The following is an 18,390-nucleotide window of genomic DNA, read 5'->3' as shown; positions in this document are numbered from 1 at the left end:
CTGTCGAGCCTTCCCCTTCGACTACTCCGAAGTGTCGCTCGGGGTGAGGCGGGTCCAGCCGGCGGGTGGGGCGAGGAGCGTGCGGGCGTGGGGCTTGTGGGTGCGCAGCCGTACCTGTCCTCGGTGGTCCCGAAGGATGAGGTGGGCGAGGTGTTCGAGAGCTTTGGCGGCGAAGCCGTTCGCCGGGCACATGCCGTCGCCCTTGCCGAAGGGGACGTAGGCGCGCCGCTGGTCGTCCGTGGGCTGCTCCCATCGCGCCGGGCAGAAGTCCCCCGGCCTGTCCCAGACGGCCGCCGAGCGGTGGATCGCGTGCGTGCCGATGAGGACGTGCTCGCCCTCGTGCACCTGGACTCCGGCGATGTCGTGGTCGGCGGCGGCCACCCTGATCAGGCGCCAGGCGGTCGGATACAGCCGGAGCGCTTCCCTGACCAGCTGACGGACCTGCTCGTGCCGCAGGGTCGGGGTGTCGTAGCCGTGCTGGACGCCGAGCATCACCACCCATTCGAGAGTCACACCGGTGAAGCCGACCGTGGACAGGACGAGTCGTTGCAGCAACTGCGCGCGATCTCCCGGGGGCAGGTCTCCGGGCAGGCCGAGCACCAGGTCGACCAGGTCCCGCGCCCCGCCTTCAGGCGCCGGCAGCCGGCCGAGTTGTTCGGCGAGCCCGGCCCGGATGGCGGGGACCGTACGGTGCGAACGCCTGACCACATGGCCGACGATGTCGTCGGGGACGACGCTCGACGTCACATACGCGTCGACCAGCGCGTTGATCTCGGCATGCCGTTGATGGGCGATGACGGGGGCGAGGTAACGACGGACGAGCTCAACTCCCCAACGCTGGTGGCGGAGTCGACCGCGGCGGTCACTCACCTCGCCGAGCGCGGATCCGAGGTCGAACGACGCCGGCAGGCCGCTCCGGGCCAGCATCCTGACCAGTTCGCGGGAGGCCTCGCCGCGGATCTCCTCGGGCAGGGGTTTCCGCCCGAGACGGAAGAACCCGGACTGGGAGAGGTAGGCGTCGGCCGAGTCGACGAGGACGTCCCGGGCCGCGTCGGCGTCGGCCACGAAGAGGGTGCCGAAGCGGAGCCTGAACGGACCGTCCCGGCCCGCGGCCTGCTCCTCCCAGCGCCGCAGCTGCGGCCACAGGCTCTTTCGGTCCAGGAACACGGGTTTTCCGCCCATCTGACGGAGGGGTGGGACGAGCGCCCGGCTGTCGCCGGCCTCTCGCCCCACCCCCGCACGAAGCGAACGTCAGTCTCTGTGCCCGTACCTGTCGCCGTACTGGTTCCGGCGCGCACGCGCCTCACCGCTGACTAGCCGAAGGGTCCTGATGATCCATGACATCGCGGCTGTCCTCCTTGACGTTCAGGGTTGTGGCTGTCCCCGCAGGCGCGCGTCAGTCCTGCTTCCCGTAGCCGACGAAGTATCCGTGCCACCGCGCACGCATCTCACCGCTGAAGGCCCGAAGGCTGCTGGTCACCCATGACATTGTCGTCCTCCTTGCCGGTCGGTGCCGTTGGGGCGTACTGCCCCCGATACGGCATCGCGCCACCGGACCGCCGCACTCGCCGTACGCCGTCGGCCCACCGACGAACCGGCCGGCCGCGAGGACGCCCATTTGGCCCGTAACGCTACTACCACCGCGGAATCGGGTGAACTGCCGGAACCAGCCAAAGAAGGCGGTGTGCACGGCGGCCTCCGGGTACGTGTGCGGGCGGCCGAGCTGGTGCGGGTCAACTCCCGGCGGGCGGGGAGTCGTTGGGCCCGGCGGCCGTTCCTCGTGTGAACGCCTCTTCCGATGCCGCCTCGCCCAGCGCGGCCACGCACGCCGCCCATATCCGGTCCACGTCGTGCCGCTCGGCCGGCGGGAGTGGGGCGCCGGACGTGGCGCGGGCGGCGTGGGCGGTGCCGAGGAGTTCTGCGGACCGTACGGGGTCGTCGGCCGCCGCGGCCACGCCCGCGAGGCCTTCGAGGGCCAGCGCCACGGCGCGTACGTCGCCGAGGGCGCGGGCCGTGGCCAGCCCTTCCTCGTGCAGGTCGCGGGCCCGGTCGGGGTCGCCGCGCTCTTCGGCCGAGAAGCCCAGTTCGGCCAGGGCCAGGGACGTGCCGGGGCCGTAGCCGATGGCACGGAACCAGACCAGGACCGCCTCCATGTGGGCCTCCGCGCCCGCCAGGTCGCCCGTGCGGCGGGCGGTCATGCCCAGGCCGATCCGGGCGTCGGCCTCTCCGGGGCGGTGGTTCTGCTCGCGCGCCAACTTCCAGGCACGGGTGTGCAGTTGGGTCGATTCCACGTGCTCACCCGCCAGGAGGGCCAGACGCCCCAGCGCGCAGAGCCGCTTGGCCGCCTCCGTCCACAGGCCGAGTTCCTCGGCGAGGGCACGCCCCTCCTCGTGCAGCCGGCCCGCCTCCGCCCGGTCCCCGGCGATCTCGTGCAGGGCGGCCCGGGGGAACACCGTCTGCAGCACTCCCCAACGGTCACCCAGCGTCGTGAACAGGCGTGCCCCGCGCTCCGCGTCCGCGCGTACGGCCTCAAGGTCGCCGTGCGCGAGGGCGTGCCTGGCACGCACGCTGAGCGCAGCCGCGGTGCCCCAGGAGTCACCGAGTTCCTCGCAGGCGGCAAGCGCGCGCCGGGTGATTTCCTCGCCCGTGGCCACGTCCCCCGCGCCCATCTGGGCAGCCGCCAGGAAGCAGAGGGCGCGGGCGCGTCCCTGGGGGTCGGCAGCCATGACGGGGAGTTCGTCCAGGGGGGCCAGTACGGCCCGTAGCTCCGCCCCGCCGGCTTCCGGTGACGTTCCCTCTGCCAGGGTCAGGCCGGTCCGCCAGGCGGTCGCGATGGCGCGGGCCGCTGCCCGTTCGTGTGACGCCTCCGGGGCCGGCGGAGCAGTACGCTCCGCCGCGAGGCACGCGTCGAGAAGTCGACCTGCCAGGGCCGGCCGGCCCCGGAGCAGCCAGTACCGGGTGAGGGCGCGGGCCGTGCGCAGCGCGGGCACCACCTCGCCGCGCGAGAGTGCCTCCTCGACCGCCGGGCGCAGATCGGGTTCGGCACCGTCCAGGAGGACCAGCCACTCCCGCTGCCGAGGACCACGGAGCAAGGGCTCGGCCCGCAGCGCCAGTTCGCGGTGGTAGGTGCCGTGCCGGGCGCGGGTGCCGGTCTCCTCCCCCGCCTGCCGCAACCGTTCCAGCGCGTACTCCTTCACCGATTCCAGCAGCCGGTAGCGCGTCGTTCCGGGGCGGTCGACGAGTACGACGAGGGAGCGGTCGACCAGTCCGGCCAGTACGTCGGGAACTCGCGGGTCGGGTACGTCGGCGCCCGCACAGGTGGCACGGGCGGCTTCGGCGGAGGCGTCCCCGGCGTGCACCGCGAGACGCCGCAGCACCGCCTCCTCGGCGGTGCCGAGGAGCGCCCAGCTCCAGTCGATGACCGCGCGCAGGGTGCGCTGCCGCTCCGGCACTCCCCGAAGTCCCCGGGACAGCAGGGCGAACCGGTCGTCGAGCCCCGCAAGCAGGCCGTGTACGCCGAGGCCGCGCGCACGCGCCGCGGCCAGCTCCAGCGCGAGGGGGAGCCCGTCGAGCCGGGTGCAGAGAGCGGCGACGGCCGCCGCGTCGTCCGGTGACGCGAGTGCTCCGGGCGGGAGCGCGGCGCGCGCCGTGAAGAGCGCCACCGCGTCGGCGGGTGCGAGCGGCGCCAGCGGGTGGACGGCCTCACCGGCGAGTCCGAGGGGTTCTTGGGCGGTGGCCAGGACAGCCAGCCCGGGGAGCTGCGGCATGACCGTGGACAGCAACTCGGCCACGCCGTCGGCGAGATGCTCGCAGTTGTCCAGGAGCAGCAACAGCCGTCGCTCACGCAGTGCGCGGAGGAGCAGTTGGGCCGCGTTGTCGCCGACCGAAGCCTGTACTGCGGCCGGTACGGAGCCGGCGTCCGGCTCGGGGTGGCGAAGTCCCAAGGTCTTCAGGATCGCTCCGGCGACGGCTCCGGCGCCGGATCCAGGCGGAAGCGGGGCGAGTTCCACCAGCCACACCTCTTCCCTGCCTCCGTCCGGCCCCCACCCGGCAGCACACTCGACAGCGAGGCGCGTCTTGCCCACCCCGCCCGGCCCGGTGACTGTCACCAGCCGGGAACGTGTCAGCAGGTCCGCCACGGCGTGGGCGTCGGCCTCCCGGCCCACCAGGGGCGTGAGCGGTGCGGGCAGTCGACCGGACGCCACCGACGAGGTACGCGTTACGGCCCCTGAGAGGACGTCCTCCCTCGGAGCCTCCGGCCCCGGACACGGCTCCACGGGACCGAAGCGGGTCTCCACGTCGGCGTCCTGGCGCAGGATCGCCTGCCGCAGCTCGGTCAGCTCCTTGCCGGGGTCGAGCCCCAGCTCCCGCGCGAGCCGGTCGCGCAGGTCCTCGTAACTGTCGAGGGCATCGCTCTGCCGCCCCGCCCGGTAGAGGGCGCGCAGGTGGACAGCTCTCAGGCGTTCTCGCAACGGATGTACGGCGACGAGCTGTTCCAGCTCACCCACGACCGCGTGCTGCTCGCCCAACGAGACGCGCAGGTCGAGCAGTTCCTCCCGCGCGGCGACACGTTCCTCGTCGAGGCGGCGCGCGGCGGCGTGCATCGCGGGGTCGTCGGTGTGGCCCGCGTATGCGTCCCCGCGCCACAGGTCCAGCGCCTCGGCCAGCAGGCCCGCCCTGGTGGTGGCACCGAGTCCGGCGGCCCGTGCGCGGGAGAGGAGTTCCGCGAAGCGCAGGGTGTCCAGTTCGGCGCCGGCCGCGTGCAGGAGGTAACCGCCGGGGCCGTGCACCAGGCGCTCGCGACCGCTGCCCGCACCGGCCCGTTCGAGCGCCGAGCGCAGTCGCGACACCTGGCCCTGGAGGCTTCCGTACGGATGGACCGGGGCTTCGCTGTCGGGGCCGCCCCACAAACTGTCGACGAGCAGGTCGGCGGAGACCGGCCGGCCCGGGTCGACGAGCAGTCGGGCGAGCAGCCGGCGGACCTTCGCTCCGGTCACGGGCACCGGTTCCCCGTCGGCGGTCCACAACAACAGCGGCCCCAACACCCCCATACGCATGCGGTCGAGCCTAACGCGGCTGGTGACGGGCGATCAGGGCCCGCATGCGGAGGGCGCCGACACCCGACGGGCAGCGGACGGGCAGCGGAGCGACAGCGGACCGGCAGCGCGGCGCCGCAGTGTGGTCCCCGTCCCGCAGATCCCCTCCCAAGGAGACACCGACATGAACGCGACCCACACCGGCCCGGCGACCATCAGCGTCCTCGGCCTGGGCAACCTCGGCCAGGCACTGGCCGGCACCTTCCTCGGCAAGGGCCACCGCACCACCGTCTGGAACCGGTCGGCGGGCAAGGCCGACCGGCTGGTCGCCCAGGGCGCACGCGTCGCGGACTCCCCCTCGGCGGCGGTCGCCGACGCCGATCTCGTCGTGGTCGCCGTCCTCGACTACGCGACCGTCCGCGAGTTGCTCCTTCCGGCCGCGGACGGACTGGCCGGCCGTACGGTGGTCAACCTGACCACCGGCACACCGGAGACCGCCCGGGAACTCGCCGCGTGGGTCACCGACCAGGGGGCCGCCTATGTGGACGGCGCGGTGTACGCGGTCCCCCAGACCGTCGGCACCGCGTCCGCCTTCGTGCTGTACAGCGGTGACGAGGCGGCGTACCGGACGTACCGCCCGGCCCTCGACCTGCTCGGCGACGGCGTGTTCGTCGGTGCGGCGCCGGAACTGTCGTCCGTGTACGACACGGCGGTACTGAGCGGTATGTACGGCCTGTTCGCGGGCTTCTTCCAGGCGGTGGCGCTCGCCGGGACCGAGGGGATCACGGCGGCGGCCCTCACCCCGCAGCTCGTACGGTGGCTGGCGGGTGCCGCGGAAGCCCTGCCGGGCTTCGCCGACGAGATCGACCGGGGTGAGTACGCCACCACCACCTCCACCCTGGAGATCAACCAGGTGGGCCTGCGCAACATCCTCGCCACCACCGAGGCGCAGGGGCTCCCCACGGACCTCCTGTCCCCGCTGCTGCGGCTGTTCGACGACCAGGTGAACGCCGGACACGCCTCCGCGAGCCTGAGCCGGGCTGTCGAGTCGCTGCGCGGAGACCGCTGACGGAGGGGCCTGGTGCCGCCCCAGGGCAGGCCAGTGCCGCGGGCCTCGGCCGCCGGCCCGGCGTCGTACCCCTGCGTACGAGCGGGCGGCCGAGTCCGGCGTAAGGGCTGCTCCTCGGCGCGCGGCGCGAGCGCGGGTTGGTCGCCGAGCCACGCGAGCAGGGCGATGAGCCGCGCGCCGGTCGCGCTCAGCGTGACGCAGGAGGCGTGGAGCGCGGATTCGGTGTCTCGACGGCAGCTGCCATCAGCACGGTCACGTCCCGGTACTCGGTTGTCCACGTGACGCCGTCCCGCAGCCTCCCGCACCCACGGAACGTCAGTGGGAGCCGTGAGACGCGCCCCCGCCCATGGGTTTCGGGCGTGGGAGCGCCCGGCCGTCGAGGAAGATGTCCGTCTGTTCGTTGTAGAAGGCCACGAGCCCGGCGATGGGTGTGAGCTGGCGGGTCGGGAAAGCGTAGGACCAGGCGATGTCCGCGTGGCTGCCGGCTTTGGTGGTGACGGACCAGTACTCGCTGGTGCTGCCCTTGTACGGGCAGTGGCTGACGGTGTCGCTGGGCACCAGCCGGGTGAGATCGGTGTGCAGGCGGTCGAGGTAGTAGCGGGTCGGCAGGCCGGTTTCGAACACCATGACGGACGAGGGCGCCTCGGCGAGGACCTCCCCGTCCAGTTCGACCCGGACCGCGCGGTTCGACCGGAGCGCGTCCACCCGTGCGTAGGGGCTACGGGGGTGGACGTACACCGGCTCGTCCTCCTCGAACCACGCGTCGGGGGCCGCCCAGTCGATACGTACGGTGCCCGCGAGACCCGGCGGAGCCTCCTCGGTCCAGAGCCGCGCCGAGCCCGGCCGTGCCACGTCCCCGACGCGCAGCCCGTGGCGGCGGGCCACCCCGAGGCTCAGCTTCTGCGTGTGGTCCTCGTCGATGAGAACGCCCTCGGTGAAGTCCTCCGCCGGAACGCAGTACTGCGGATAGCCGGGCCACTCCCATACGTAAAGGGCCCGGGTGGTGTCGAACAGTGGTCGGCCGCCCAGGAAAGCCCGGATACGGCGGGCGACCGGTTCGACATGTCCCACCGGGACGATCATCTGTGGAAAGAACTGGGCGTTGTCGTCGGGCATGAACGCTTCCTGTCCCTGGTGAGTGGTTGGGCTGCCTGACCCACGATCACATGTCGGCGCGCGTCGGGCTCGCCGAGCGCGTCGACCGGGGCGAACCGCCAGGGCCGCGTCGGCAGGAACGCGCCCCCTCAGGTCCCCACCGGTGCCGAAGGAGCCACCCCCGCCTCGGTCGGCTCCGGCCCCTCGCCCCTGTGTGCGTAGGGCGCGGACTCGTCCTCCCAGCGGTCCAGCACCGCCTCCAGTTCGGCCCGGTTCATCGGCGTACCGAAGGCCGGTCCACCGGGCTGGAGCGCGCGGCCGAGTTCGAGCCGGCTCCGCAGCACGGGATCGAAACCGATCCGGTCCACCATGACGGCGACGACCTCGGCCGCGTCCGACGGGCCGACGACGGCGACGGCCCGTCGCCCGGGGGCGCCCGGCGGACGCCGGTCGCCTTCGAGCTCGTGGTAGGTGAGATGCCCGAAGGTCTTGACGACCGTGGCACCGGGCAGCGCCCGCTGGACGATCTCGCTCGACCCGGACTCCCCGTCCTCGAACTCCTCCAGGGTGCCGTTGACCGGCTGCCAGTAGTTCATCGCGTCGACGACGATCTTCCCGTCCAGGACGGCGGGGTCGACCGTGGGCAACCGGTGCAGCGGAATCGCGAGGACGACCACGTCCGACGCCTCGGCGGCGTCCGCCGCCCACGCGGGGACGGCATCGGGCATCATGACCCGCGCCACGAGTGCGAAGTCCTCCGGCGCACCGGAGGCGGCGACCATGACCCGGTATCCGGCTCCGGTGAGCAGGTTGGCCAGCGCGGAGCCGACCTTCCCGGCCCCCAGAACCGCCACGCGCGGCAGTTCCCCGCTCACCGCTTCTCCTCCGTTCCGGCCGTCGAGCGCAGCCCGGCGCGGAGCGCCGCGGCGATGTTCTCCGCTTCCTTGATCATCGCGGGTGTGAGCGGCTCGACGAAGAGCTGCTGGATCGCCATCAGGTGCAGCACCGAGGACTCCCGGAAGACCGTCGCGCCCTGCGGGCTGAGGACGACCTCGGCGCCGCGGCTGTCGGTCGCGCACTCCTCGCGGAGGACGAGGCCACGCCGTTCCATCCGGCCGAGGTGGTGCGACAGCCGGCTGCGTTCCCAGTTGATCGCGACGGCCAGCTCGGAGGAGCGCAACCGGGTGCCGGGCGCCTCGCTCAGCGCGAGGAGCACCGTGTAGTCGCCGGACGAGATGCCCGACTCGCGCTGGAGGCGTGAGCCCATATGGGCCTTGATCTCCTCGGTGACCTCGATGAACAGCCGCCATGAGGCCAGCTCCTCGCGTGTCGGCACCCGTCGCCGACGCGCCGTTCCGGGTTCTTGATCCTTCACCGCACACCTCCTGATTGACACGTCAATCATATCGCGCACATAATTGACACGTCAATCACATGGAGGCGTCATGGTCAGCGCACTTCCGGATCACCCGGTCGTCCTGGGCGTCGAGGGGTTCGGCGAGGTGATCCTCGACGAGAACGGGGTCCCGGGATCAGGGTGCATCCGCGTACGGCCGGCGTCGCGCTGCCCACCTGGGTCGGGGCCGGCGGCAATCCGAACTCCGTCGTCCGGGCCGCCCGGCACGGACTGAACCTGGTGCTGGCGATCATCGGCGGCACCCCCTCGCGCTTCGTGAAGCTCTCCGAGCTGTTCCGACAGGCCGTCGAGGAGTACTGGAAGGCGTACTCGACCTTCGCCCTGGAGACGCGCCACGAGCGCGGCTTCCCCGAGATCACCCGCGAGTACTACGAGAAGGAAGTGCTCCGGGGGTCGATCCACGTCGGCTCGCCCGAGACCGTCGCGCACCGGATCGCCAGGACCATGACCGTGCTCGGTACCAACCGCTTCGACCTGGAGTACGGCATGGGCCCGATGCCCCACTCCAGCATCCTCAGGACCATCCGCCTCTTCGGCACCCAGGTCGCCCCCCTCGTCCGCCAGGAACCGGCGGACCGAACCACCAAGGAGACGTCATGACCGACAAACTCATCTTCGGGCTCGACACGTTCGGTGACCTCAACGAGGACGGCTCCGGCGGTCACGTGTCCTCGGCGCAGGCGATCCGCAACGTGGTCGAACAGGCCGTCCTCGCCGAGGAGGTCGGCGTCGACGCGGTGGCCCTCGGCGAGCACCACCGCCCCGAGTACGCGATCTCCAGCCCCGAGACGGTGCTGTCCGCGATCGCCGGCCGGACCTCGCGCATCCGCCTGGGCTCCGGCGTCACGGTGCTCAGCTCCGACGACCCGGTACGTGTCTTCCAGCGCTTCTCCACCCTTGACGCCGTGTCCTCGGGGCGAGCGGAGGTGATCCTCGGGCGCGGCTCGTTCACCGAGTCGTTCCCCCTGTTCGGATACGACCTGCGGGACTACGAGGTCCTCTTCGACGAGAAGATCGATCTGTTCGTCAAGCTCCTCGAAGAGAAGCCGGTCACCTGGAGCGGCACGATGCGGCCGGAGCTGGTCGACGCGGACGTGTACCCGAAGACCGATTCCGGGCACCTCCGCACCTGGGTCGGCGTCGGCGGCTCGCCCCAGTCCGTCGTCCGTACGGCGCACTACGGGCTGCCGCTCATGCTCGCCATCATCGGCGGGTCGCCGGAGCGGTTCCTGCCCCACATCGACCTCTACAAGCGCGCCGCCGAGCAGTTCGGCACGACGGCCCTGCCGGTCGGCATGCACTCCCCCGGCTTCGTCGCGGACACCGACGAGGAGGCGAAGGACCAGTTCTTCCCCCGCTACAAGATCACCCGCGACCGTATCGGCGCCCTGCGCGGCTGGCCGCCGGTCACCCGCAGGGAGTTCGAGGCGGAGGTCGCCGGCGGATCGATGTACGTCGGTTCGCCCGAGACCGTCGCACGTAAGATCGCGGACGCCATGGGCACCCTGGACGTGGGCCGGTTCGACCTCATCTACTCCGCCGGGCCGATCCCGCACGACCTGCTGATGCGCACGGTCTCCCTCTACGGGGAGAAGGTCGTCCCGATGGTCAAGGACATCCTGGGGAGGGACTGAGGCCGCGCGCGGCCCGGCCGATCTACGCGTCGAGGCACAGGCAGAAGGGGTGGCCGGCCGGATCGAAGAGCACCCGGACGTTCTCCTGCGGCTGGAACTCCGCGACGGTGGCGCCCAGCGCGACCGCGTCGGCGACCGCCGAGTCCAGGTCGCCCACCTGGAAGTCGAGGTGCATCATCGGGCGCTGGTCGCCCTCTGCCGGTGGCCACACCGGCGGCCGATAGCCCTCCGCCTGCTGGAACACGAAGAAGGGGCCCTGCGGAGAAGCGGCCACGACGGCCGTTCCGGGCTCCTCGTGTCCGATGGGCAGATCAAGCAGTTCGGCGTAGAACCTCGCCAGACCGCCGGGGTCCGGCGCTTCTATCGTCGTCCCCCACCACATACCGCCCGTTCGAGATCGCATGCCTGACCCTAACCGAGGCCACCGACAGCCGCCGGGGGCGTCGGGGGCGCGGGGCTCCGGGCGGTGCGGAGGCGGCGACGGGCGGAGGACGCCGCCTGCCACACCCCCGTCCCGCCGCGTCCCCATCCGAGCCAAGTCCGCGCAGGTCAGAGGCCGGACGTCCCTCGAATACGTCAATGAGGCGGCGACGTTGGCCGGGCGGCGCGGGCACCCCGCATCGTTGGTGGTGCACCGGGTGCCGGCCCAGTTCGCAGTGGGGCGGCACCCACTCATCCCAACGAGTTCGGGGGAAACCCTCATGCCCATCAGCACAGGTAAGCGTCTCGGCATCGGTATCGCGACTCTCGCCCTCGCGAGCACCGCGTTCGGTGCCACCGGCACGGCGCAGGCGGCGCCGTCGGACTGCCCGCGGGGCTGGTTCTGCGTCTGGTCCGGTCAGAACTACACCGGCCGCATGCAGAAGGTCCAGGGCGACAACACGGACTTGTCGCAGTTCACCGTCTTCGCCGATGGAGCTCTCTCCGGCTTCAACAACGGCATCAGCTGCGACGTGAACGTGTACGCCGGCAAGAACTACACCCGGTTCATCGACACCGTCGAGCGGGGATACAAGGGCTCGGACGCGTCACCCGACAAGTTCCTCTCCAACAAGTGGGTCAACTGCAGTTGATTCCCACTGCGCCACGAACACATGTGAAGCCCCCGACCCGGCAGGACGCGGCCACCCGCCGCTCTCCGGTTCGGGGGTTTCACGTCGATCCGGGAAAGGATCACGAGGGCACCGGTGAGGGCTCGGGAAGTGGTGTGCTGCCGCCGGGGTCGGTGCACCCTTTCTCTCCGGAGGTCAATTCCCAGCAGGCTTTCGCCTGTTGTGGGGAGGGCGCACCGAGCATGAACGTGAAAGCGGCAAGATTGGCGTCGTCGGGTACCACTTCGTCGTAAGTACGTCCGTCGTCCCTGACGAGTTCCACGCGGTCCCCCGGCGTCGCCCATTTGATACGCGCCCAGGCCGTTCGGCAGAGGCTGCTGTACCGGACCTCCACGTACGACTCCTTCACCCGGGTCATCGCCGCCGTCCACGCGTCGCCGCCGCAGCCCTGCTCGACGGCGTCCTCGCCGTCGCAGGTGGAGCCGTGGCACCGCGCCTCCGCTCCTCTGGCCGGGGACTGCGGCGTCTCGGACCCGGTCACCGCCGCGTCGTCCTGCCGGGAAGCGTCGTCGCGGGCCACGCCGAGGATCACAACGGCGCAGACCACGACAGCGGCGAGGACACCGGCCGCCGTTGCGGCGCGGCGGTTTCGACGGCGTACGGCAGGGGCGCCGTCCGGCCTTTCGGAACCGCCCTCGCTGCTCCCGCTGGTTTCCTCGTCCGCGAGGGCCGGCTCGGCCGCCGCTCGGCCGCGATCGGGCTCCGCCGTCCTGCCCCTGCCGCGCCAGGCGCTTTCGGCCAGTTCCCACAGGGTCAACAGCCGCGCCGGGTCCGTCCCCGCACGGACCGCGAGTGCCCGGACGGCGTCGGCGGGCGGGAGTTGGGCGCCGTTGAGGTAACGCTCCCAGGACGACTTGCTGTAGGAAGTCGCGGCGGCGAGCGCGGCCAGGCTGATGCCCGCCGCGTCTTTCGACCGGCGCAGTTCCTCGACCAGGCGCCGTACATCGGGTTCGAGCGTGTCGGGCAACGCCTTCCAGTTGGTCATCTCTCAAGAATCCCGTTTCGTGTGTCACCGTCGGCCTCGCGCCTTTGAGCGCGGTCGTTGCGGTTCCCGAAGTGGGTTTTCCCATTCCACCTGTTGGAGATGCCCATGGGAGGGGGAAGGCCGAATCCGCTCCTTGTCTCCGGCGCGTAGGGCGAGGACAAGACACAAGTAGGAATGACAGGGAGACCTATGTCCGTGCGACTGTTACGCGTATTCCTGGCAGCGGCCACTCTGGCCGGAAGTGGCTGTGCGGGCGGGGGCACCGACGGGTCCGGGACGTCGGGGGCCTCCGGGAGCTCCGGGGCGTCCGCTCCCCGGTCGGCCGGGGCGGATCCCGGCCATGTGCGCGGTGACGGCGCGCCTTCCGACGACTGGGAGGACGAGGGGCTCCTCGGCGAAAGCATGCCTCCCCGCAGCGACTTGGCGGCGCTGTGGCAGACGGTGCTCTGGGCGGACGGTTACCTCGACCGGTCCCAGATCGACTGCCACTACGCGGGTGCCACCGTCCGCGCCACCCGTGCCTGGCAGAGCAACCACGGTCTGGCGGCCGACGGCATCGTCGGCTCGCAGACGTTCGGCCGGGCGGGAGAGCGACTCGTCCTGGACAAGGGGCTCGTGACGTACCGGGGAGACGATCACACCGTCCCGTTCCGGCGGGCCGACGACGGACAGTATCTGGTGAAGGATTCCGGCACGTACCGGCCGCTGCGCAGGGACACGGCGACGCTCCAGGTCTGCGGGAGCGGCACGTCCGAGCCCTAGCCGTGGTCCTCCTCCAAGCCCTGGTCCTGGTCCTGGTCCTGGTCCTGGTCCAAGCCCTGGTCATGGTCCGGCTGAGGGCGTCAGTCCGTCCACGCCCGGTTGTCCGAATTCACGCAGGAGTGTTCACCGCTCACCACGACACAGGCCTGGGCGCCCACCCCCGCCGAGTCCAGTACGGCGAGCATACGAGTGCGCCGCGCGCCCGGCTTCTCCTGTAACTGTGCCGCCCCCGGGGCGCTGATCGAGAGCCCCTCGGTATCGGCGGCCGGGGCCACCGAGCCCCACACCGTCCGGCACCTCGCGCTGTGGAGCACCTGGACGCGGTGCTGCTTCCGGTAGTAACTGCCCAGCACTCGTCCGTCCCCCGAGCACCCCGTCTGCACGGGATCGCGCCTCTCACAGGACCGGCCCTGGCACTCGACCTGTTCACCCACGGGAGCAACCTCCGACGGCAACGACCATGGCCACTCGGGCTCGTCGGCCTTCCTCGGCACGTACGGCGACGAGTACGGCACCGACGCCAGAAGCACCAGGACCAGGACGGAGACCGCTGTTCGGACCGCGTGGGCGGCGCCGCTGCCGAGCCGGAGCGGAGTGCGTGGGGCCGACGCCGGCGCCGCCGAAGAAGACGGGACGGAATCGGCCATGACCAAGGCGGCGCCCGCGCCCCGCTTCCCCCGTACCTCCTCCGCCGACTCCCACAACGCCCTCAATCTGGCCAGATCGGGCTCCTTCGCTCCGGCCAGCCTTCCGAGCGCCTCCGTCGCCTCCCAGGGCGGGAAGGCGACACCACCGAGATACCGGGACCAGGACGACGTGCTGTAGGAGGTCTTCGCTTCGAGCGAGGCGTAGCTCAGCCCGCTACGGTCCTTGAGCAGCCTCAGCCGTTCGACGAGCCGGCGTACCTCCGGTCTCAGCTCCGTGGACAGCGGCCGCCACCGTGCCATCGCTTCCCCCGACCCTCTCCGGTCCGACGGCCGGTCCAGGACCGTCACCGGCGGCAACCGCTCAAGGCACGCCCTAGGGCTTGAAGTAACGGCAGTCTCCCACCCCGCCGAAATCAGGCGGAGCCCTTCTGCCTGGTTTTCGCCCTTGCGTGGACGTGATCCGCGGGAGTGAGTCCGCGTGCGGGAGCGGCGCACGGCTGAGCGCGGCACGGGCTGCGGCATTGAGGTGACCCGGTGACCGGACCGTTTCCACGAGAGTGAGCCGGGGCACCCAGGGCTGCATGAGCCGCAAAGCTGCTTGTATGCCCAATGGCATGACCCGACTGGCCTTGATGGGTGTGGTGTCCGGCCTGCGCAGCCAGCTCGGGACGGGCGCCGTCGCGTTGACGACCACACCGGGCGAGCGCGCGCGACCGGCATCCTTCTTCGCCGGGGTGTGGGCCAAGAGGGTCACCGCGGCGACCGCCGTCGGCGAAATGGTCGGTGACAAGCTCCCGACGACGCCGAGCCGTCTCAGCCCTTCCGGGATCACGTTCCGCATGGCGTTCGGCGCGCTCGCCGCGTCGGCCCTGGCCTCCCGCGAACCGGGCCACCCGCCGGCCGTCCCGGCCGCGCTCGGCGCCGCGGGCGCGCTGGCGGGCACGTTGGGCGGGGCGTACTGGCGCCGTACGGTGGCCAAGTCGGGGCGCCCCGACTGGCCGGCGGCCCTGCTGGAGGACGCCACCGCCCTTCTGCTGGCGTACGCGGTCGTCGGACACCGACACGGCCGATGAGTCGATTCGGCGTACGCGTGCGTCAAGACCGGGGGCGGGCGCCCGGTCGGGCCAATAGGGAGCTCCGCCCGCGGCGATGAGTTTCGGCCGGGTCCGAAGTCTGTTCTGGTGAAGTTCGCAGCGCTCGTACTACGCACGCGGCACCACGTACCACGGAGGACACCATGACGACCAAGCCAAACGACGCGGCCACCGCGCTGCCCGGCCGCCCGCCCATCGTCGACCGGGCCACCTGGCAGGCCGCCCGTGACGAGCTCCTGGTCCGCGAGAAGGCCCACACGCGGGAGGGCGATGCCATCGCCGCGGCCCGCCGGCGGCTGCCGATGGTGGAGTTCGACGGGACGGTCGAGGTCGTCGGTCCGGACGGGCCGGTGCCGTTCCTGGAGCTGTTCGAGGGCCGCGACGAGCTCGTGGTCTACAAGCACATGTGGTACGACGGCGCGCCGCACCAAGGGCAGTGTGAGGGCTGCACCACCACGGCCTGGCATCTGAGGGACGCCGTCTACCTCAACGCGCGCGGTGTCTCGTTCGCCGTCGTGACCACGGGCCGCTGGGACGAGGTTGCCCCCTATGTGGGGTTCATGGGCTACACCCAGCCGTGGTACTCGGTGCGGGACGTGGCGGAGCCGGTCGGCGGCGACATGGGGTACCTCACCTGCTTCCTGCGGGACGGCGACCGCGTGTTCCTCACGTACTCCACGACTGGCCGTGGCAACGAGGTCGTCAACGGTTCCCTGGCGCTGCTCGACATGACGCCGTACGGCCGTCGCGAGGCCTGGGAGGACGATCCCGAGGGCTGGCCCGAGACCCCGGAGGTCGGTGCGCCGGTCGGCGGGCACGGCGCGCCGATCTGCTGGTACTGGCGCACGGACGTCGACGGGAACGCCACCTGGGGGCCGACCGGCCGCCCCGCACCGCAGTGGACCCGTCCGGGCGCGACGCCCGAGGAGACGCTCGGCCGACGGAGCGGCTGCCACTGACCCGTTCCGGCGAAGAGGCGCCAGGCGCCGGCGGTCAGCGCATGGTGCTGATCAGGCCGGCGTCGATGGTCACGTCCGCGCCGGTGATGTTGGCGGCACGTGCGCCGGCCAGGAAGGTGACCAGGTCGGCGACCTGCTCCGGGGTGGTGAAGCGCCCGAGCGGGGTGTCCGCGACGGCGGAGTCCGCGACGTCCTCGGCCGACTTGCCGGTGACCCGCGACAGCGTTTTCGCCATGCCCGTCTCACCGAGCCACAGGTCCGTGGCGACGGGGCCGGGGCTGACCGAGACCACGCGGATGCCACGCGGGCCCAGTTCCTTCGACAGGCTCTTGGCGAAGTTCGTCAGGGCCGCTTTGACCGCCGAGTAGTCGAGCACCAGCGGGTCGGGCAGGAACGCGTTCACGGAACCGATCATCACGATCACCCCGCCGCCCCGCTCGACCATCGCCGGGACCGCCGCACGCGTCGTACGCACGGCCGACATGAGGCCCAGTGACCACGAGGTGTTCCAGTCGTCGTCGGTGATGCCGAGGAATCCGTCGGGGCGTGGAGTGACCGCGCCGACGCCGTTGACCAGGATGTCGACGCCGCCGCGTGCCAGCGCCGCCGCCACCAGGGCGGCGGGCCCGGACGGTTCGGTCAGGTCGCCCTGTACGAAGGTGACCTTGCCCGCTTCGACCAGTTCTTCGAGCCCGTCGCCCATCGACCGCGCCCCTGCGACGACATGGGCTCCGGCGCCGGTGAGAGCGCGGGTGACGGCCAGGCCGATCCCCTTGCTCGCGCCGCTCACCACGGCGGTCCTGTCTGCCAGCTCCATGTCCATCGCTGTACCCGCTTCCTGTCTCGCCGGCGCCGCTGTCGGCGCGGGTGGTCACGTCAGACCTGGGGCTCCGACTCGTCGATGCGCCACAGATAGAGGCTGGCGAGAGTCCGGTACGGGCGCCATGGCTCGGCGATACGTGTGACGTCCGCCGGTGACGGAAGACCGGGCAGGTCGTGGAGTCTCCTGACCGCGTGGCGGATGCCCAGGTCACCGGCCGGGAGGATGTCGGGCCGGTGCAGGTGCCAGATCATGAACATGTGGGCCGTCCATGTTCCGATGCCCTTCACGGCGGTCAGCTCGTCGATGACGTCGTCGTCGGGGAGATCGTGCAGCTGGTCGAGCCGGAGCTCGCCGGAGAGGATGTGCTCCGCGAGAGAGCGCAGGGAGTCCGTCTTCGCGTGGGAGAGGCCCGCGGCGACACGGAGTTCGTCGGGGTCGTCGTCGAGGATCTGCCGCGGTGTGGGAGGGCGGCCGTCGAAGCGCTCGGTGAGTTTCCGGTAGGTCGCCCGTGCCGAGAAGGAGGAGATGTTCTGGCTGGCGATCCCCCGGATGAGGACGGCGTAGCAGTCCGTCGGCACGCTCGAATCGTTCGAGTGCGAGGGGTCGGGGGGCAGTGAGGGGCGGGGGCCGCCCCCGGTCGCGATCTCGTCGATGACGCGTCCCAGCGCCGGGTCCGCGCGGCGCAGGTACTCCTCCGGTGTCCTCACCCTCTGCCTGGTCATGGGTACAACGTAAAGCGGGACCGGCGGCGCCGCGCGGGGACCGGGGTCGCGTCCGGAGACCCGTTCCCGCAGGTGGATACCGGCATCTCACCGCCCCACCGCCGAGATCCGGAAGCCTGGGCAGTACTGAGGGGACGTCAGTGGGGGATGACGGGCGGTCGGGCGGGCGAGAGTCGCCCCGACCGGTGCCGTACGGGTGAGCCGGGTCAGCCGGCCGCCGCGTCCCGGGTCTTCTTGACGCGGTCGCGGTGCGCGGCCTGCTTGGCGCGGTTGCCGCAGATCGCCATGGTGCACCAGCGGCGCACGCGCCCGCGGGTGTGGTCGACGAACATCAGTGTGCAGGCCGGGCCCTCGCACGCCTTGACGTCCGAGAAGTCCTCCTCGCTGAGGAATCTCGCGAGGGCCTCGCCGATGGGCAGCAGCAGCGACTCGGGCGAGCGCCAGCGGCGCATGGCCCGCAGCTGGAGACCGGGGGTGTCCTCCCCTTCGGCGAAGCCGAGCTGGAGGTAACCCTCGTCGCGCGCGAGCAGCCGGTTCAGCGGCGCGAGGTCCGCCACGTCCCGCGCGCGCAGCGGCCGGCCTCGGTGTTCGCGTACGAACGTGCGGAACTCCTCGCGCAGACCGCGTGCTTGGGCGGCGACGCTGTCGAACTCTCCGGGCAGCGCCTGCTCGCGCAGTGCCGCGAGCGTGTCGGGCGACACCAGTTCCGCCTGCTCCAGCCAGGCGAGCAGCCCGTCACCGTCCTCGATCCAGTCGACCGGTGTGTCGACGGGCGTGGCGACGGAGTTGAGGAAGTCCAGGCCGAGTGTGTCGGCCACGAACAGGGCCGGAGCGTCCTGGGCCATGGGGCCACCCCTTCCTGCCGCGTGAGCGTGCGGTGTCAACTGTTGAAAGCGAGAGTAACCGCCTTGAGTCGCGTTGACAAGTTACGTTGCGATTCCTAACCTGGCTAGTGAAGGCAGGGCGGTTACCCGACTGCCTGTACTCCACCCGCGCTAACCGGCACCACAGCCGGAGAACACGCACCGGAAATAA

18 protein-coding genes and 1 pseudogene are annotated in these 18,390 nt (G+C 71.5%); 7 read left to right on the top strand and 12 right to left on the bottom strand.

The genetic code is table 11. The annotated features are described in order from the left end of the window. Positions 1-21 precede the first annotated feature (21 nt). Together ACFWU9_RS05270 and ACFWU9_RS05265 are read right to left on the bottom strand one after the other, a co-directional pair. The gene (locus ACFWU9_RS05270; RefSeq protein ID WP_384315017.1) at positions 22-1,167 is read right to left on the bottom strand and encodes a cytochrome P450; all 1,146 of its coding nucleotides are present in this window, start codon (positions 1,165-1,167) and stop codon (positions 22-24) included. Positions 1,168-1,733: 566 nt separating this feature from the next. After that, positions 1,734-5,057, bottom strand: coding sequence for a BTAD domain-containing putative transcriptional regulator (locus ACFWU9_RS05265; RefSeq protein ID WP_384315016.1), 3,324 nt, complete (start codon positions 5,055-5,057; stop codon positions 1,734-1,736). Positions 5,058-5,220: 163 nt separating this feature from the next. On the opposite strand from ACFWU9_RS05265, the gene ACFWU9_RS05260 reads away from it, so the two are divergent. Then, positions 5,221-6,105 carry an NAD(P)-dependent oxidoreductase gene (locus ACFWU9_RS05260; RefSeq protein WP_384315015.1) on the top strand — a complete coding sequence of 295 codons (885 nt, stop codon included), beginning with the start codon at positions 5,221-5,223 and terminating at the stop codon, positions 6,103-6,105. 113 nt (positions 6,106-6,218) lie between these two features. Here ACFWU9_RS05260 and ACFWU9_RS05255 read toward each other — a convergent pair. The 4 genes and pseudogenes from ACFWU9_RS05255 to ACFWU9_RS05240 all read right to left on the bottom strand — a co-directional run. Then, positions 6,219-6,400: pseudogene (locus ACFWU9_RS05255) on the bottom strand (TetR family transcriptional regulator); the annotation flags it as partial. A gap of 20 nt (positions 6,401-6,420) precedes the next feature. Next, positions 6,421-7,221, bottom strand: a complete 801-nt coding sequence (locus tag ACFWU9_RS05250; protein WP_384315014.1) for a DUF427 domain-containing protein — start codon at positions 7,219-7,221, stop codon at positions 6,421-6,423. A 128-nt stretch (positions 7,222-7,349) separates the two neighbouring features. Beyond that, positions 7,350-8,075 (bottom strand): NADPH-dependent F420 reductase, encoded by a 726-nt coding sequence (locus ACFWU9_RS05245; RefSeq protein ID WP_384315013.1) that lies wholly within the window; start codon positions 8,073-8,075, stop codon positions 7,350-7,352. Next, the gene (locus ACFWU9_RS05240) at positions 8,072-8,575 is read right to left on the bottom strand and encodes a MarR family winged helix-turn-helix transcriptional regulator (RefSeq protein WP_384315012.1); all 504 of its coding nucleotides are present in this window, start codon (positions 8,573-8,575) and stop codon (positions 8,072-8,074) included. Before ACFWU9_RS05240 ends, ACFWU9_RS05245 begins: the two co-directional genes overlap by 4 nt. Before the next feature lie 162 nt (positions 8,576-8,737). Between ACFWU9_RS05240 and ACFWU9_RS05235 the strand changes: the two genes are divergently transcribed. Together ACFWU9_RS05235 and ACFWU9_RS05230 are read left to right on the top strand one after the other, a co-directional pair. Further along, complete coding sequence (locus tag ACFWU9_RS05235; protein ID WP_384315011.1) at positions 8,738-9,217, top strand: hypothetical protein; 480 nt, start codon at positions 8,738-8,740, stop codon at positions 9,215-9,217. Continuing rightward, positions 9,214-10,251 (top strand): LLM class flavin-dependent oxidoreductase, encoded by a 1,038-nt coding sequence (locus ACFWU9_RS05230; protein ID WP_384315010.1) that lies wholly within the window; start codon positions 9,214-9,216, stop codon positions 10,249-10,251. The genes ACFWU9_RS05235 and ACFWU9_RS05230 overlap by 4 nt, the downstream gene beginning before the upstream one ends. Positions 10,252-10,273: 22 nt before the next feature. On the opposite strand, the gene ACFWU9_RS05225 is transcribed toward ACFWU9_RS05230, so the two are convergent. Beyond that, complete coding sequence (locus ACFWU9_RS05225) at positions 10,274-10,654, bottom strand: VOC family protein (protein WP_384315009.1); 381 nt, start codon at positions 10,652-10,654, stop codon at positions 10,274-10,276. Positions 10,655-10,952: 298 nt separating this feature from the next. On the opposite strand from ACFWU9_RS05225, the gene ACFWU9_RS05220 reads away from it, so the two are divergent. Further along, positions 10,953-11,324 carry a peptidase inhibitor family I36 protein gene (locus tag ACFWU9_RS05220; RefSeq protein ID WP_384315008.1) on the top strand — a complete coding sequence of 124 codons (372 nt, stop codon included), beginning with the start codon at positions 10,953-10,955 and terminating at the stop codon, positions 11,322-11,324. A gap of 100 nt (positions 11,325-11,424) precedes the next feature. Here the strand turns inward: ACFWU9_RS05220 and ACFWU9_RS05215 are convergent, their stop codons facing one another. Then, entirely contained in the window at positions 11,425-12,348 is a 924-nt protein-coding gene (locus ACFWU9_RS05215) for a DUF2690 domain-containing protein (RefSeq protein WP_384315007.1), read from the bottom strand. A 342-nt stretch (positions 12,349-12,690) separates the two neighbouring features. Between ACFWU9_RS05215 and ACFWU9_RS05210 the strand changes: the two genes are divergently transcribed. Next, entirely contained in the window at positions 12,691-13,110 is a 420-nt protein-coding gene (locus tag ACFWU9_RS05210; protein WP_384315006.1) for a peptidoglycan-binding protein, read from the top strand. 80 nt (positions 13,111-13,190) lie between these two features. On the opposite strand, the gene ACFWU9_RS05205 is transcribed toward ACFWU9_RS05210, so the two are convergent. Beyond that, the gene (locus tag ACFWU9_RS05205; RefSeq protein ID WP_384315005.1) at positions 13,191-14,057 is read right to left on the bottom strand and encodes a helix-turn-helix domain-containing protein; all 867 of its coding nucleotides are present in this window, start codon (positions 14,055-14,057) and stop codon (positions 13,191-13,193) included. Between the two features lie 314 nt (positions 14,058-14,371). Here ACFWU9_RS05205 and ACFWU9_RS05200 point away from each other — a divergent pair, with 314 nt between their 5' ends. Both ACFWU9_RS05200 and ACFWU9_RS05195 read left to right on the top strand, forming a co-directional pair. After that, positions 14,372-14,830, top strand: coding sequence for a hypothetical protein (locus ACFWU9_RS05200; protein ID WP_384315004.1), 459 nt, complete (start codon positions 14,372-14,374; stop codon positions 14,828-14,830). A 164-nt stretch (positions 14,831-14,994) separates the two neighbouring features. Continuing rightward, positions 14,995-15,810: a DUF899 domain-containing protein gene (locus ACFWU9_RS05195; RefSeq protein WP_384315003.1), complete on the top strand. Its 816-nt coding sequence runs from the start codon at positions 14,995-14,997 to the stop codon at positions 15,808-15,810. A gap of 34 nt (positions 15,811-15,844) precedes the next feature. Here the strand turns inward: ACFWU9_RS05195 and ACFWU9_RS05190 are convergent, their stop codons facing one another. The 3 genes from ACFWU9_RS05190 to ACFWU9_RS05180 form a co-directional block, all read right to left on the bottom strand. Beyond that, positions 15,845-16,627: an SDR family oxidoreductase gene (locus ACFWU9_RS05190; protein WP_384315002.1), complete on the bottom strand. Its 783-nt coding sequence runs from the start codon at positions 16,625-16,627 to the stop codon at positions 15,845-15,847. Between the two features lie 59 nt (positions 16,628-16,686). Next, positions 16,687-17,355, bottom strand: coding sequence for a DNA-3-methyladenine glycosylase family protein (locus ACFWU9_RS05185; protein ID WP_384315001.1), 669 nt, complete (start codon positions 17,353-17,355; stop codon positions 16,687-16,689). Positions 17,356-17,561: 206 nt separating this feature from the next. Continuing rightward, positions 17,562-18,200: a CGNR zinc finger domain-containing protein gene (locus ACFWU9_RS05180; protein WP_384315000.1), complete on the bottom strand. Its 639-nt coding sequence runs from the start codon at positions 18,198-18,200 to the stop codon at positions 17,562-17,564. Positions 18,201-18,390: the final 190 nt, after the last annotated feature.

The organism is Streptomyces sp. NPDC058653, assembly GCF_042716895.1.
GTDB lineage: Bacteria > Actinomycetota > Actinomycetes > Streptomycetales > Streptomycetaceae > Streptomyces.
Note: the sequence above shows the minus strand (reverse complement) of the source record. Positions and strands in the feature narration are given on the sequence as shown.